Origin of the sequence: Anabaenopsis elenkinii CCIBt3563, from assembly GCF_015245355.1 — a bacterium.
GTDB classification, from domain to species: domain Bacteria; phylum Cyanobacteriota; class Cyanobacteriia; order Cyanobacteriales; family Nostocaceae; genus Anabaenopsis; species Anabaenopsis elenkinii.
Map to the genome: position 1 here is coordinate 561,859 of NZ_CP063311.1, position 15,426 is coordinate 577,284.

General features: G+C 40.8%; 14 protein-coding genes and 4 pseudogenes. 6 read left to right on the plus strand and 12 right to left on the minus strand.

Annotated elements, in window-relative coordinates; translation table 11 throughout:
- Nucleotides 1-549: 549 nt before the first annotated feature.
- The 4 genes from IM676_RS02550 to IM676_RS02565 all read right to left on the minus strand — a co-directional run bounded on the left by IM676_RS02550 (nt 550) and on the right by IM676_RS02565 (nt 6,244).
- Complete coding sequence (locus IM676_RS02550) at nt 550-3,219, minus strand: chloride channel protein (RefSeq protein ID WP_200988839.1); 2,670 nt, start codon at nt 3,217-3,219, stop codon at nt 550-552.
- 278 nt (nt 3,220-3,497) lie between these two features.
- The gene (locus IM676_RS02555) at nt 3,498-4,811 is read right to left on the minus strand and encodes a TldD/PmbA family protein (protein WP_200988840.1); all 1,314 of its coding nucleotides are present in this window, start codon (nt 4,809-4,811) and stop codon (nt 3,498-3,500) included.
- Nucleotides 4,812-4,992: 181 nt separating this feature from the next.
- A complete protein-coding gene (locus IM676_RS02560) occupies nt 4,993-5,856 on the minus strand; it encodes a Tab2/Atab2 family RNA-binding protein (protein WP_200988841.1) in 864 nt (287 codons plus the stop codon).
- 55 nt (nt 5,857-5,911) lie between these two features.
- Nucleotides 5,912-6,244 carry a hypothetical protein gene (locus IM676_RS02565; RefSeq protein WP_225880436.1) on the minus strand — a complete coding sequence of 111 codons (333 nt, stop codon included), beginning with the start codon at nt 6,242-6,244 and terminating at the stop codon, nt 5,912-5,914.
- Nucleotides 6,245-6,294: 50 nt separating this feature from the next.
- Here IM676_RS02565 and IM676_RS19680 point away from each other — a divergent pair.
- A pseudogene (locus tag IM676_RS19680) lies at nt 6,295-6,466 on the plus strand (DUF561 domain-containing protein); the annotation flags it as partial.
- Between the two features lie 433 nt (nt 6,467-6,899).
- Here the strand turns inward: IM676_RS19680 and IM676_RS02575 are convergent.
- Nucleotides 6,900-9,011 carry a S8 family peptidase gene (locus IM676_RS02575; RefSeq protein WP_200988843.1) on the minus strand — a complete coding sequence of 704 codons (2,112 nt, stop codon included), beginning with the start codon at nt 9,009-9,011 and terminating at the stop codon, nt 6,900-6,902.
- Nucleotides 9,012-9,093: 82 nt separating this feature from the next.
- Between IM676_RS02575 and IM676_RS02580 the strand changes: the two genes are divergently transcribed.
- The 3 genes and pseudogenes from IM676_RS02580 to IM676_RS02595 all read left to right on the plus strand — a co-directional run.
- Nucleotides 9,094-9,510, plus strand: a complete 417-nt coding sequence (locus IM676_RS02580; protein WP_200988844.1) for a XisH family protein — start codon at nt 9,094-9,096, stop codon at nt 9,508-9,510.
- Nucleotides 9,498-9,833 (plus strand): XisI protein, encoded by a 336-nt coding sequence (locus tag IM676_RS02585; protein WP_200988845.1) that lies wholly within the window; start codon nt 9,498-9,500, stop codon nt 9,831-9,833. Before IM676_RS02580 ends, IM676_RS02585 begins: the two co-directional genes overlap by 13 nt.
- 455 nt (nt 9,834-10,288) lie before the next feature.
- Nucleotides 10,289-10,753: pseudogene (locus tag IM676_RS02595) on the plus strand (hypothetical protein); the annotation flags it as partial.
- An 88-nt stretch (nt 10,754-10,841) separates the two neighbouring features.
- On the opposite strand, the gene IM676_RS02600 reads toward IM676_RS02595, so the two are convergent.
- Together IM676_RS02600 and IM676_RS02605 are read right to left on the minus strand one after the other, a co-directional pair.
- Nucleotides 10,842-11,030 (minus strand): hypothetical protein, encoded by a 189-nt coding sequence (locus tag IM676_RS02600; protein WP_200988846.1) that lies wholly within the window; start codon nt 11,028-11,030, stop codon nt 10,842-10,844.
- 62 nt (nt 11,031-11,092) lie between these two features.
- Complete coding sequence (locus IM676_RS02605) at nt 11,093-11,956, minus strand: LynF/TruF/PatF family peptide O-prenyltransferase (protein ID WP_200988847.1); 864 nt, start codon at nt 11,954-11,956, stop codon at nt 11,093-11,095.
- Nucleotides 11,957-11,979: 23 nt separating this feature from the next.
- On the opposite strand from IM676_RS02605, the gene IM676_RS02610 reads away from it, so the two are divergent.
- Nucleotides 11,980-12,744: a transposase gene (locus tag IM676_RS02610; RefSeq protein WP_200988848.1), complete on the plus strand. Its 765-nt coding sequence runs from the start codon at nt 11,980-11,982 to the stop codon at nt 12,742-12,744.
- Nucleotides 12,745-12,808: 64 nt separating this feature from the next.
- Here IM676_RS02610 and IM676_RS02615 read toward each other — a convergent pair whose 3' ends face one another.
- The 5 genes and pseudogenes from IM676_RS02615 to IM676_RS02635 form a co-directional block, all read right to left on the minus strand.
- Nucleotides 12,809-12,910 (minus strand): anacyclamide/piricyclamide family prenylated cyclic peptide, encoded by a 102-nt coding sequence (locus tag IM676_RS02615; RefSeq protein WP_200988849.1) that lies wholly within the window; start codon nt 12,908-12,910, stop codon nt 12,809-12,811.
- Between the two features lie 251 nt (nt 12,911-13,161).
- A pseudogene (locus tag IM676_RS02620) lies at nt 13,162-13,278 on the minus strand (DegT/DnrJ/EryC1/StrS family aminotransferase); the annotation flags it as partial.
- Nucleotides 13,279-13,419: 141 nt separating this feature from the next.
- Nucleotides 13,420-13,851 carry an HNH endonuclease gene (locus IM676_RS02625; protein ID WP_200988850.1) on the minus strand — a complete coding sequence of 144 codons (432 nt, stop codon included), beginning with the start codon at nt 13,849-13,851 and terminating at the stop codon, nt 13,420-13,422.
- A complete protein-coding gene (locus IM676_RS02630; RefSeq protein WP_200988851.1) occupies nt 13,848-14,243 on the minus strand; it encodes a hypothetical protein in 396 nt (131 codons plus the stop codon). Before IM676_RS02630 ends, IM676_RS02625 begins: the two co-directional genes overlap by 4 nt.
- 269 nt (nt 14,244-14,512) lie before the next feature.
- A pseudogene (locus IM676_RS02635) lies at nt 14,513-14,653 on the minus strand (DegT/DnrJ/EryC1/StrS family aminotransferase); the annotation flags it as partial.
- A gap of 94 nt (nt 14,654-14,747) precedes the next feature.
- Here IM676_RS02635 and IM676_RS02640 point away from each other — a divergent pair.
- A complete protein-coding gene (locus tag IM676_RS02640; protein WP_200988852.1) occupies nt 14,748-15,206 on the plus strand; it encodes a type II toxin-antitoxin system HicB family antitoxin in 459 nt (152 codons plus the stop codon).
- Nucleotides 15,207-15,426 lie beyond the last annotated feature (220 nt).

Consider the following 15,426-nt stretch of genomic DNA (forward strand, 5'->3'; position numbering starts at 1 on the left):
TGATGAAACATGAATAACGTACATAAATCATGCTATTTATGATGATTTTAATCCCTGGTTTACTGTACTACTAGTAACTAACTGATACTATCAAGCCATGATTTCGGCTCATAATTATTGCTGTTAAGAGGTTGTTTGATAAGTTTTCAACAGGTAATTTTTATCTTAGGGAACAGGGAACAGGGAACAGGGAACAGGGAGCAGGGAATGGGGGACACTCCGAAACAATAAAATCCAGTCCCGTCCCCTTACAAGGGGAGGGTTAGGGTGGGGTGAAACAATAGTTGATACACTAATCATGACTTATCAAACATCCTCTTAGGGAACAGGGAACACCGAAGGATTGGGAAGGATTGGGGAACACGGTATGGCTAACGCCACGCTATCGCTATCGACTTCGCTCACCGACCGCACAAAAAACAATAAAATCCATTCTCCTCCCCTTACAAGGGGAGGGTTAGGGTGGGGTCAAGCAATAGTCGATACGCTAATCATGACTTGACAAACATCCTCTAAGATACTTTTTCTAGTGGGTAGTGTTTTTGGACTCTAACTACTAATAGCGCCTCTGACTAAAATTACTGTACAGTCTACCCCAGAGGCGATCGCCTCTGGGATATTACCTTGTACTGCTTGCTGTAATAACCCCTCACGGGAAGCTCCTAAAACTACTACATCATAATCTTCCTCTTTGACCAGGTTAATCACTCCTTCGGCCACGGAGTCAGCTTGTAGGGGGATAGCAACCACATGACTGGATAACTGACGACGACCCATTAAGATGCGGATGGCTTGTTCTAAAACCGTCATATCTGGTTGTAACTGGGAGGGTTTAAACACTTGGGTGAGGCGAATATATGGATGTTCCCCCAAGGTGGCTAAAGCAGGTAAGAGTTTAATCGCCGCTGTCGCATTGGGACCCCCAGCCATTGTCACCAACCAACGGTTAAATTGAGGAGAGGTAGAGGGGGTTAATTGTGGTTCGGTCAGGAGTTGAACAGATGGGGGAATTTTCCCCAGTTTGACTAACATGACATCACAGGTGGCCTGGCGAATGATGGTATCTACAACATTGCCAAAAATTCGCCCAGGGGTAGAGGTTTGACCCTTCCACCCCATCAAAATTAGGTTGATGTGTCGTTCGTTGATGGTTTCTAATATGGCTTGGGCGGGGTCGTGGGCGACTCTAATTTGGGTGTGTAGGGGAATTTTCCACTTTTTGGCTAGAACTTCCGCTTGGCGTAGTAAGCGGCGACTGTGAACCGTTTTGACTGGTGTTTCTGATGGCGAAGTGTGGCGGGATACTAAAATGATTTGTAAACACTCTATTTCATAGTGGCGATCGCGGGCAATAGCGGCGGCCATTTGTAAGAGAATAGTGGCGGTTTGGGGATTGGCCACTGGGACTAATAATCTCCCTCTGCCAATGTTGGGCGATCGCGTTTGATAAACTAGGTAAGAGGGTTCTGTGTGGACTGTACTGACATTACCATAGTTGAGGTGTTCAGCTTGGGCGCGGATAATATCTGCACGGGTAATAATGCCGACTAATTTCTGCCCTTCTAGTACCGGTAGGCGGCTAATTTGATACCTATCCAGTAAATATAACACATGGGTGAGGTGATCCAGGGGTTGTACTGTCATGGGGGAGGGCTGCATAATCGACCTTAAGAGTACCTTCTGTGGGGGTTGGCTCTGGTCGAGGATGTAGGAGTGACTATCGCGCTTAGTCACTAAATCCGATTGGGTAATCATTCCTACCAGCTTGCCATCATCTACCACCGGAAAGCCGCGATGATGGGAACGAGAAAATACTTGCATTGCTGCTTCTAAGGTCATGTCTGCATCTAGGGTTTCGACCCGATGCTGCATAACATCATTGGCTGTTAATTTCCCTAATATCCCCTCGTTAGAAACTGCTTTGGTAATAGTGATCCCTTTGAGCTGTAATAGTTTGTCGTAGAGGGACCCCGGAATTACTTTGTCGGAAACCAAGTAAGCAGCTACAGAGACAATCATTAAAGGTAATACCAGATTGAAATCTGTAGTCATTTCAAACACAATTACAATGGCTGTAATGGGTACTTTAGAAACTGCACAAAAAAACCCTCCCATACCCGCCAAAGCGTAGGTGGTGGGAGAATCCACTGCTAAGAAATAAGAGGCGGATACACCTACCAGATGTCCTAAACAAGAACCCAAAATCAGACTAGGTGCAAATAACCCCCCAGGCGCACCGGAACCGAAAGCAATGAGAGTGAGGAGAAACTGAGATAAAAAGGCGATCGCGGCAAAAGGTATATTAGGTTGACTAATAATCATATACTCTCTTAACCCCGCATAATTACGGAATGATTCCGGCAGGATTGCCACTATTAAACCGGAAATAAACCCAGCTATAGCCATTTTTACCGGTAAGCTGAGGCGGAGATTTTGATAAATTTTAATACTTGTGATAATACCACGATTAAATAATGCACCCAGTAACCCTGCTAAAATTCCCAATCCCAAAAAAAACGGAATTTCTGGTAAAGAGAAGTTACTAGAGTATTGGATCAATTCTAGGTTAAGTTGTAAACTTCCCCCACCCAAAAGCCGGGAGACCACACCACCAATAAAGGAAGCAATAATGGCGGTTCCTAAAGTCAGCCCTGATAAATCTTGAAGTAATTCCTCGACAATAAATAATACACCAGCAATGGGGGCATTAAAAGCCGCAGCTAAACCAGCACCCGCACCAGCTGCAATCATCTGACGGCGATGGTCTGGGGAAGTGGGAACCCAGCGACTCATCCCAGCTGCTAAACCTGCGCCTACGTGAACCGTGGGCCCTTGTCGCCCTAGACTCAAACCGGAACCTAGGGTAATGATGGCAGTAACTAACTTGACAATTGCCACTTGCCAGGATAGTCTAATTGGCACATTAGCAAGGGTGGCTTTAACTTGGGGGATACCACTACCTGAAGCTTCTGGCGCAAATCTATTGACTAAATACCCTGCTATCAACCCAAAGCTCATACCAATGGTCGGTAATAACAACCATGGTGGGACAATTTGAGTGGTCTGTACCCGCCAAGTACCTAACCATCCCGCTCCCATTTTCAAGCATACCGCACTAAGGGCCGCGACCAGACCAATAATACAAGCCTCCGCGATCGCTAACCCTCTTGTGGGTTGCAACCAGATACGACAGCGCTGAGTCAGAATAGAAAGCCACATGTTAAAATATCAATATCAGCAGATACTGAGTTCTTAGTCACTAGACACAGACAATCTAGTGTCTCACAAAACCTTGTGCACTTGTTTTTCTGTTATGGACTGATAAACCCTGTACCGTTATATATATATCCTTGGAAGGCTGATATGGAATGACTCTGAAGTTATAAATTAGCCACCAAATAATCTTGCTTGACCCTTGGAAAACTATATTTGTTGAGAATCGGTGGTTTTTGAAAGCCAGGAGAGTGGAAGCCCTGGCCAAGTTTAATCATGGTTTTTCAATACACTTTACCAATTGTAGATAATCCTTCTACTATCAAGGATGGCGTATAACAGGAGCCATTCCAATCAGCATCACTACCTAATGCTACTAGTTGTTTGAGAACTGTGTAAACGTTGCCTGCCACCATGGTATCCTTAACACGCCCAATGATCTCACCGTTTTTGACACGATAACCCAAATCAACATTAATGGAAAAGTCACCAGAAATACCGTTGCCACCCCCGAGCATTTGATCTACAATTAAACCCTCATCCATTTGGGCAATTAATTTCTGTAGGGATGTTGAACCAGGCTGGATCAAAAAATTAAATAAGCCAGGACTAGGATAACTGCCAAAACTAGGGCGAAAACCATTACCAGTAGTTTTTATACCCATTTTCTGGCCTGTAGTGCGATCGCAATAGAAATTCTGTAAAATTCCATTTTGGATAAAAACTACACCAGTAGTAGGAATCCCCTCATCATCGAAAGGACAACTATAGGGGCCAGCTTGTGGATCTTGGTAGAGGGTGAGACTAGACGACATCACCTGTTGACCTAGGCGTTCTACCCAGGGAGAAGCTAATTCTAAAATCCGCTTACCATTCAAAGCCGCTTGTACGGTTCCCCAAAGCATATCCGCAGCTTTGGAGGTAAACAACACCGGAACCCTACCCATGGGAGGTGGGACGTTGTTTAGAGACCAATTTAATCTTTGTAAAATTTGATTAGCTAATTTTTGCGGGTGTAGAACATCCCTCTGGGTTTGTCCATCAGCAACACTCAAAAAATCATCTCCCTTGACCCATTCCGCGTCCATGTAGGAACTGAGGGTAGTGTCTGTGTAGTAACAATCTAAACCGGCAGTATTAGAAAGTCTAGTAGTTTCCACATCACATTCCCAGTCACTGTTACAAACCACATCGGGATAAACATCACGGATGAGGGCGATGGCCTCTTTCCCCCAATTTACTAATACTTCTAAGCATACAGGTTTACCTATATCTGGGTAATTCGGCTGATAATTCTTGACTAAATCTACTGATTCGGGTATAGTGAAACGACTTAAGGCTAGAGCGCGTTCTACCATTGTTTGTGGACAGACAGAACCATAAGCTACCGTGAGTCCTGGTCTTCCATCGCGCCACAGTCGTAGTGCAGTACCGTCAGATTCGCTGCTTTCTATCTGTTTGAGACGGTTAGCTTCAAAAAAGACGGGACGAGAAAGCGATCGCGACTGATATACCTCTGCTGCTTCCGCTCCCGATTTAATAGCTAGTTCTAGCAGCTGTTCTGCTAGGGTGTCTTGTGAGAAATTTTCAGAACCCATGACCCTCGCCCAATTGTGGTATTTAGATTTATCACCGATCAAATAAATCAACGCAGATAATTATCCCAAATGATGGGTACTTATCCGCGTTGTCTGCACCCAGAAAATTCAGTGCAAATTATTATGCTGTGTTAATAAATACTGATTATATCCTGGTTAACGGCTCAAACCTCCTTCCTAATTAGGCCAGATTTAAATTTTGGAGCAGCCAAAATCCAGTAAAAGATTCTGCTTGAGGGTCAGACTGGACACCAATAAAATGCACCCCATTAGCCTCTTGTTTGGCTTTTTCATAACCTTTGGCTTCTGCTAAAGTTTGCGGGTTGTTGATATTAGCCAAAATCCAACTTTCAGTAGCACCAGTTTCTAAAATTAATCTTTGCCCTTGTTTAGTATCAAAGTTCAAGCAAGCCAGCTCTAAACCGGACATCCACCCCGCTATAGGTAAGGCTCTACTGGAAAAAATTAAGACGCCTGGAATGCGAGTTTCTGCGGATATATTTGCCAGTTCTAAGGGAAAAGCCTCACCAAAACCAATATCCCACTCCGACATATCGGCAAATTCAGCAGCTTGTAGGCTCACAAATGCCCACTGTTCCCCCTCCAAAGCATCCGGTAAACGTTGGGGTAAAGGACTTTCTAAACGCACCGATGCATTGGTTCCCTGTTGATATCCGGGTTCTTGAGGATAAACCTCCTCCATTCGCTGTTTTAACCATTGATTAAGAACTAAAATCCGGCGGCTAGCTTGAGCAGGGATACCCGCATCCTGACAAGCTTTAGTAATCATATTATTCATTTGACGGCGAAAGAAGCGGATTTTGATTGGTGCTTCCCCAGCCTTCTCAATGGCCTCCTCTAAAGCAGTGCGCAACCAAACCGAATTTACCTGAGTACTGGGACAATACTTGGCATAACGGAATAAAGATTCCGGTTTGGTGCGAATATCCGACGGACTTTCACATATTAAGACTTCCCAAACTTTTTTCTGCTTCTCGTCTAAAATTGGCCGAGAGTAAAAATCAATTTCCCAAATACTACCCATGTTTGGTTCCGTAAAATTCTGGCGACTTGATATTTTTTGATATTTTTATCATGAACTACCCACAGTTGGCTTCGCCTGAACTGTAGGTTTCTACCTCCCTCAGTTCGTTTTTAGCAAAACTTTCTGTAGATTTTTGTCGCTTCTTTGCCCCTAGTTGCCGCATCGCTCCAGCAAGCTTATGCTTACTGGTAGATGTGGTAGAGCTAGGCGACTCTACGACAACGAAGCCAGTTCCTGACTCCGGTAGAATCCCTTTTCCCCAGTAAAGCATTACTTGTGCAGCAGCGATGTCTCTGTCTTGTGTATAACCACAAACACATATACCAGACAGTAAAGTTTTTTTGTTGGGTAAACAGGCAATTTTCCAGGCTCTACGATTACTAGTCACTCAGTAAGGTTAAAATAGGTCTGATTTCTTGGTTCCTGAATAGAAAAACTATGACAATCTATCCCCATTCTACTCTCCAAAGTGCCTTTGCTGACCGCCGTGTACTGAAAGTTATTAGCGGATTGAATAACTTTGATCGCGATCGCGTTGCTGCTACTATCAAAGCAGCTGAACTCGGTGGCGCTACTTTTGTCGATATCGCCGCCGATGCTGCTGGGGTTGGTGTTGGTTCTGCAATTAATCAACTTAACAGTGAAGTGGCGATGATTGCTGCAGTGCGGGGTTTAGTTGAAGCTTTAGCTAGTGCTAACAGCAGAGCAATTATTTAACTTCACCTCTGATTCTCAGAGGATGTTTGTCAAGTCATGATTAGTGTATCAACTATTGCTTGACCCCACCCTCTCCTTGCAAGGGTAGGTTTTTAATATGATCTCTGAAGGCAAGACTAGGAAGACAAGGAAGGAAAGTGGACAAGGAAGATTTTATACGGACAATGGTCTTTTAAGGGGCTATTTTTCTTACTAAAAATACAGACTTTGTACTGTTTTTCTCCCTTGTCACCTTGTCCACCTTGTCCACCAAGTCTTGTCCTTGTAAGGGGAGGGGACTGGATTTTATTGTTTTTTGTGCGGTCGGTGAGCGAAGTCGATAGCTCTTATTTCGGCACAGACCAAGAACGAACTTGACCCAAAGTTACAGGAATCCTATCACTAACATCAATAGTAAACAGATAAACTTTTTTAGCTCTGCGGCCATTTTCCGGGTCAAAAAACTTTAATTTCACATCCCAACAATCACTATTAATCCGACAGAAAGGACTTTTTTCTACCTCAATACTATCAAGCTGCATACCCGTAGCAATAGCTTGGCTAAAACTAGAAGCCGCTTGAAAAGCATTAGTCACAGAGAAATTCAGCGCCCGATCTTTAGCAGTTTTTCCTACATTTTTTAAATCATAGTAAACTCGATTTAAGAAACTACTTAAAGCTTTCCGCATTGCCATTTCTTGGGCTGGTGGTGTGCCTTCCGTAATCACAGTTTGCAAAGCTGCATCTACCAAACTGTTGACTTTCCAGCCATACATTCCCCTAGTATTAGTTAGAGTAATTACAGGTACAACTTGACCAGAAAATAACTCCACAGTTCTATCTGTTAACCTGGCGGGAATACTCACCCGTTCCACAAAATCATCACTGTCTTCTGGTTGAATTTGTCCCTCTAACATGGCAATTAGAGTTTCATAGATATCAGCAGCAAAACCGCTAACGGGTTCTAAAGCATAAATGGGAGTTAGTTCTTGGTTGAGAGTCCAAATTAAAGGTTTAGCTTCGCTGGGGTTTGCTGACAGATAATCAACCATTTGCCGACTATCATAAGGGTTAGCAGGGATAATTGCACCGTCAATATTCACTGCTGGCATTAATTGTTTAAAAGAGTCCCTTCTGGCTTCATCACCAAAGTCATAACCAATAGTACCCAAAGCATAGACAAGTTTAGAAGCCGCACTAGGGGTAACACCTTCTGTTATTTCATTTCTTGGAGCCGTAGCAACTGCTACACCAGAGTTTCCTTCCCAGTCTCCGGCTGAGAATGTCTTCTCCAAGGCTTTGCCTGACGGTATAGTGAGGGTCAGAGCCTCTGATGTAGCATTCCCAGGTTCTACCGGGGAATCTACCTGGGAAGAAGAGATTTTTACCCCCTTCTCCTGATCAAAGAGGGGTTGGGGGTGAGGTTCTAACCTTTCTCCTGTCAATAATTGAAACGCACCGGGAATATTCAACTTACCTAATAAACACCGTTCTGGTTCTTCCACATCTTCCCGGTTACAGGGAATAGCACTGTTTAAAATCGCTTCCCGCACTGCTTCGGCGTTGGGTTGTTCTCCCCGTTGTAATTGCAAACTCATTAATAATGCAGAAATACCTGTAACAATAGGTGCAGCGCAACTTGTACCTTGTTGTTTGATAGGTTCTTCTGTTCCCGGTTGTGCGCCTAAGATATTTTCCCCATTGGCCATTACACCTTTATTTTGATATTCTCCCCCGTAATTGCTAAATTTAAACGGCTGGCCATCATCCCGCATTGCACCAACGGTAATTACACCGGGAAGAATTGAAGGAATACACCAACATTCCCCTTTATCGTTACCACCAGGGGCAATAATTAACATATTATTGTCTTGGCATTGTTTGACAGCACGGGCAAATAAATCTGGTGCTACTCCGGTTTGGGTGGGGTGACAAGCGGCGATATGGATGATATTTGCACCCCATTGCAAAGCTGTATTAATGGCGTGGGTGAGGTTGATGGGGGAAATAAAATCATCATCAGCAAAGGAAATGGGAATATTTAATGCTGTACATAAAGGAGCAATCCCTGGGGCGGGTGTGCCGTGTTGCCCTAAGATAGTGCTAGAAATGTGAGTAGCATGACTTGATAAGTCTATCCGTTGTCTAATAGCAGGAGGAAAGGGGGCAAAAAATGCTTCTCGTTCTTTTTTCGCTTCTCCTTTATCGTGGTCGGGGTCGTCTTTTTTATCTTTTTGTTGTTGGTTAAATTCTAAAGATAAATTGAGATAATAATAATATTCTTCGTTGAGTTCAATATCTTCTGACCAGTAGGGTCTAAATTGACTAAAATTTGCCCCTTGAAAACAACTACGTTCTAAGTCGGCTGCACCATCAAGGATAGCAATTTTAATCCGGGGGTCGCCTTTTGTGCGTGTCCAAATTTGGGAAATTCCGGGGATGTCTGTCAGGTTAGGCATGGTTTTGATTGTGTTGTTGTAATTGGTGTTATAATAATTATGGGTAAAAAGTCTAATTTTTTATTTTTTTATAATAAAGTTAATGCCAGCTAAAGATATTTTTCATGATGCTGTTAGGATTGGGTTAGAAAAAGAGGGTTGGGTGATTACAGATGATCCTTTAAGGATTGAAGTTGGTGATGTAGAAATGTATATTGATCTCGGTGCAGAGCAAGTTTTAGCTGCTGAAAGAGAAGGAGAAAAAATAGCAGTGGAAATTAAGAGTTTTATTGGTACATCTAATATCTCTCAATTTCATCAAGCCATTGGACAATTTTTTAATTATCATTTGGCATTAGAAGAACAACAACCAGAACGAGTTTTATATTTAGCTGTTCCTTCAGGAATTTATTACTCTTTCTTTCAATTGCAGTTTATTAAAACAGTTGTTGAGCGTTCCCAACTTAAAATCATGATTTATGATCCGATTCAAGAGGTAATTGTAGCATGGAAAAACTAGAACAATATCGCAATTATGTCAAACAAGTGATCACAGAATATGCTCAATTAGGTTCAACTAAGGATGAAATTGAACAACAATTGATTTTTGATACCGTTGGCGACCATTATCAATTGATGTATGTGGGTTGGAAAAACAGAAAACGGCAGCATGGTTGTGTTTTACATTTGGATATTAAAGATCATAAAATTTGGATACAACATGATGGAACTGAAATTGGCATAGCGGATGAGTTAGTTAAATTAGGAGTGCCAAAATCAGATATTGTTTTAGCATTTCATGAACCTTTAGTGAGACAATATACAGGTTTTGCTGTTGGTTGATTTTTACATAAGACTTTCATGTAGATTTTACCTGAATTTCAGACCATTTTTGTTTTGTATACATTAATATTTACATTATGTCATACAGTGATTTTACTCTTAGAAAAGTTAAGCAAACCTTTGGCATAAACACCATTGAAGATCAAAAGTTTCTGCCAGAAATCAAGCCCATTGCTGCTAGTGCGACTCTGACAGATTTTCTAGCAGAAAGCTTACCCTTAGAGGATGTTTTAAAAGGTATGATTAGTGTATCAACTATTGTTTCACCCCACCCTAACCCTCCCCTTGTAAGGGGAGGGAACTGGATTTTATTGTTTTTTGTGCGTTCCCCATTCCCCATTCCCCATTCCCCATTCCCTATTCCCTGCTCCCTCCTCCCTCCTCCCTATTCCCTGTTCCCTGTTCCCTGTTCCCTAATATAAAAATTACCTGTTTAACACTTTCCAAACATCCTCTTAGCTATAGCAACAGGAAGTAAAAAAGCACGTTCTGAGTTAATCATTAGTCCGGTTTTACTAGAAGTCCGTAAGATATTACAAAGAAAAATTAGTTTATTTTCTGGTACAGATTTTACTGTAGATTCGGCTTTAGGATTGAATGGAGTCTGTGATTTTGTTCTGAGTCGTTCACCGGAACAGTTAGAAGTTGAAGCACCGGCGGTGATGATTGTGGAAGCCAAAAAAGCAGACTTAAATCCTGGTATTGGTCAGTGCATTGCGGAAATGATTGCTGCTCAAAAATTTAATGAAATTAATAATCAACCCATTGCTACAATTTATGGTAGCGTAACTAATGGCACTGCTTGGCGATTTCTACAATTAACAGAACAAACTGTCACAATTGATTTTACTGATTATCCTCTTCCTCCTGTTGATGTCATATTAGGTATTTTAGTTTGGATGATAACTTCTAGTAATTAGATAATTTGTTCGCACCTGCTAATAATTACAAACAGCGATTTCTTGCCCGTTCTCTCACTTTTTGGCCTATGGTTTCAGTATAGACAACTCATGGTGATAAAGGAGTTTTTATTCCCCGTTTAACAGCTTCGGCTAAACCTTCAGATTTTCTTAATTGTCCCATTTGATAAAGGGACATTAAAATTAATAATTCATAACGTTCTCCTGCTGTTAAATCGGTATTTTTTCCTTTAGCTTGTAGTTCTCCCAAGCGTTGATTTTGGACTACATCCAACATTATCAATGATTTTGTTGGGTTGCGCTGTCGCTTAACCCAACCTACATTTTAGTAGTTTTATGTTAACTCATTTGGTAATACAAATTAAAATTATCTAATGAACCAGCAATTAATTCTTTTTCTTTGAAACATATCATTGTATTTAACACATTTTTACCTCGATAAAAACTATTAACTTTATTAGCAATATCATTCTGTAAATTATCTATAAACTCATTAGGACTTATCAAGTAGCCATAAATTAGTCTATCTTGATTTTCTTGAGTAAAGCCAATTAAAACTGAGCTAAAATTATCTAAAACATTGAATGCTGGTGCAGATAAAACTTGAGATAATTTTAACTTTACATCTAGTCTCTGCAATTCTTCCTTACTCATACTTGGATAAAGTTCGATGGTACTCTTGCCATTGAGATAGAAATCAAAACCTACTAACCAACTGTTCTTAACATACAGTAATCGTAAATCTTCTCTATCACCTACCAAAGAGATTGCTGTTTCTAGTTTTTCTGAATAATTATCAATCCAAAACCAAAATTTTAACCTGGAAGCAGAAAAATTTTCTCGTAAATCTACTCCAGTGACAATTTTTGTGACTTTGCTAAAATCAAAGTTATTACCCAAAAATTTATTAATCGTTCGATAATCTAACTTAACATCACACCTAGTTTCAACTCTTCGGAATAAGTCAAATATTAAACTAACTTCTTTAAAGGTAAATTTGTTGGGAAAGAAGTTAAATCGAGCCGGATAAAATCTATCATGATCAATTTTACAAGAACATTCAATTCCCCAATTTTGAGCTTGTCCTGCCAAATCCTCAAAAATATCTAAGGGATAAAAATATTCAATATCAAATGCTTGTTTGTGTTCGTTAATATAACGAATATTATGATTTATATTATTCAGATTTTGATTAGATACCATTATTATTAATTATTCCTTGAATTATGCCTAGAAAACCTCGTAATATCAAACCTGGATACTCTTATCACATAACAACTCGTTGCAATAACCGCGAATTTAAACTTTCACGGCGGGAATGTCGGGAAGTGTTTCTTTATGGGATAAAAAAGGCTTTGAATAAATACAATTTCCAGCTTTATGGTTTGTGCATTATGTCAAATCATGTTCATTATTTGATTGCACCTAAACAGCCAGAAGATTTACCTAAAATTATGCACTTTCTCAACTGGTACACAGCAATGTGTTTTAATCGGATGTTAAGAAGAACAGGACACTTTTGGGAGAAACGATATTACTGTGATGGGTTTCCTTCTTCAGATAGAGACAGAGCATTAAATACTTTACGCTACATTCACGCTAATCCTAAAGCTGCCAAAATGCGCCAGAGTTTTTTCTATGATTTTAGTAACTATGGCAGTTATGAACGCCTAACCAATGATGGTTTAACACAATGGCATCCGGCTTTTATGCGGCTAGGAAACAATTTAGAAGAATGCGCCAAAAAGTATAAAGGCTTTTGCCAAAAGTATAAACCGAAGGAGAAGACTCCAAGCCAATGCCACTGGGGTAGTAAGCTGTTGGCTGGAGTTCATCTCACAAAAGTAGGTTCAACCACTAACCCCAAAAAATCCCAGTCCCGTTTCTCACCACCCCCGTGCCAGGTATCTGAAACCCCCGAACTGACAGAGGTTGTCCGTCAATTCATCGAGGCAAACCGTGCGCCAAGGGATTTGGAAACAGACTTTTGACCTTTTTTGAGGTGAGTGATAGAATGAGGTGACTTACTCCGCGTCGTCGCCCGCAAATGGATCTTCATACCAGGGGTGTAACCTGACCGCTTTGATCCTTTGAAGTAGCGGTAGTTTCCCGTTCAACAGGTGCAACTTGTTGGGGGCGGATGTTCTTCTTAGTCATGGTGTTTTTTTCCTTTTTGTTTGTTCGTTTAACTTCTTCGATGTGAAGAAGACTGTGTTGGTGAAGGCGTTAAATTGTGTTGGTGAAGGGTAATTTAACGAGTTGTCATTCACCAGAAGCTTTTTTATAGTGATTTACCAAATTACTAAAGGGTAGAAATCAGCTATTTTTCGGTCTGCTGTAATAATAAAGGCGTGGTTTATTTTGGCAACGGCTACAACCACTCTATCAACAGGGTCTTTGTGTTCCCATTCTAAGTAATAGCGATTTTTATGCCCATGTTCTTTGAGTATCCGTAGTTTTGCCGCTAGTGGAGGATCATTGGTAGTAATGGCTCCACCGTCACCGCACCCGCGGAGATTCTTAGTTGAGGAAACGAAACCCAACACATATATTAACTTTTAATACTTTAACCTATTTTCCTACAACACTTCTGGGGTTTAGTATTGCCTACAAAGATATCGTTTTTGTACATAAATTGCAGATGTAAATAGTTCGATATTTTAAATTTATAAATGATCAGAGCATGGTGGATGCCAACCAGCTTTAACCCAATTTTTACGCACAGTAACAGCTAAAGTATTATTCAATCTTAACGCCTTGATTGTGGCTCGACCACAGGCAGTTAGACCAATAATTTCTGTTCCATCTGAACTCCAAGTAAAATGTTCTTGCCACTGTTGTTGACGAGGATTAAATAGAGAAATTATTTTGCCAGATTGAGGGTCTAAATCCTCCGTTTGCGTCCATTTATATTGATTACATAATTCACAAGCTAAACACAGATTATCTTCTGTATCATCTCCTCCCTTAGCTAAAGGCTGGATATGATCAATTTGCAATCTGCCCATAATATAATCTTGATGACTAAGGCAATACTCACAGCGATTTTCTGCCCGTTCTCTCACTTTTTGGCGTATGGTTTCAGATAGAGAACTCATGGTGATAAAGGAGTTTTTATTCCCCGTTTAACAGCTTCGGCTAAACCTTCAGATTTTCTTAATTGTCCCATTTGATAAAGGGACATTAAAATTAATAATTCATAACGTTCTCCTGCTGTTAAACCGGTATTTTTTCCTTTAGCTTGTAGTTCTCCCAAGCGTTGATTTTGCACTACATCCATTTTTAAATTAGCTAATTCTAGAACTTCCTGATCAGAAATATCAGCAATGTTTGAATTAATGCTCATTTCTGAGAGATTATCTAAAGTAGGCAATACTATTTCTAGGGTGTCAAGCAAAACGTCTGATACCTCTCGCGCTGTTGCTTTTCCCAGACGCTGGACAGAAGCAGCTAAAGTTTCGGGTAAGTTAATAGTTATGGGAATTGTCATAAAAATAAAATTCTTTATTACAATTATAGTTTAGATAATGAAATTGTCACCAATCAGGATGTCCAGGATTTCAGAGGATGTTTATCAAGTCATGATTAGTGTATCAACTATTGTTTGACCCCAGCCTAACCCTCCCCTGACAAGGGGAGGGGACTGGATTTTATTGTTTTTTGTGTGGTCGGTGTGTTCCGGTGTTCCGGTGTTCCCTGTTCCCTAAGATGAAAATTACCTGTTGAAAACTTATTCAACAACCTCTGAGTAATACTTCTCTACCCCAAGCTGTCTTTCACAGCATAAATCACCTGGTCTTGCTGTAACTGTGTCAGTTCTGGGAACATGGGCAAAGATAACACCTGATTACAAACTAACTCAGCTACTGGTAATTGTCCCGGCTGATAGCCTAGATATTGATTGCTTGTAATTGTCCCATAGTTCGCCACCCGAAAGATGAATTAAAAACTGGCACTTTCAAAGCAATGTTAAATCAACTGGGAATTGAAGAACATGAACTTTAATACTGGGATAATTATGACTCGATTTGTGTATCCAGCCCTCTTGACTGCTGATGAAAAAGATGGTGGCTTTGTGGTGACATTTCGTGATTTACCAGAAGCTATTACTCAAGGAGATTCTCTAGAAAAAGCACTAAATGAAGCTGCTGATTGCTTAGAAGAATCCATCGCTGTGCATATTGCTGATAAGTTAGAAATACCCCAGCCATCACAACCCAAAAAAGGGGAGTATTTAGTAGCACTACCAGCGCAGACAGCATTAAAAGCTGCACTATATTTAGCAATGCGTGAGAAGGGTATGAGTAAGGTTGAACTTGCATCTATTCTTAATATCCATGAAAAGGAAGTCAGACGTATTCTAGATCCCCACCATGCTACAAAATTATCTACAATGGAAAGGACTTTAGCGGTACTTGGACAACGAGTTGAATTACAAATTAGTGCAAAATAAAATCTTCGCCTGAGGTTCTTATTCGGTTTGTGTCCAGTATTGATTACATAATTCTCAGTAGGTAGGCGTTAAAAATTGTCGTTATGGCAAGGCAGAAGGCATAAGGCAGTAATTGTTAATAGACGATAAAATACCTGTTTTCATGCTGTTCATCCTTAAATCCTGTACTTCGACTATGGCTACGCCACCCAGGCTATCGCTGAGTAACCGTAAATCCTGA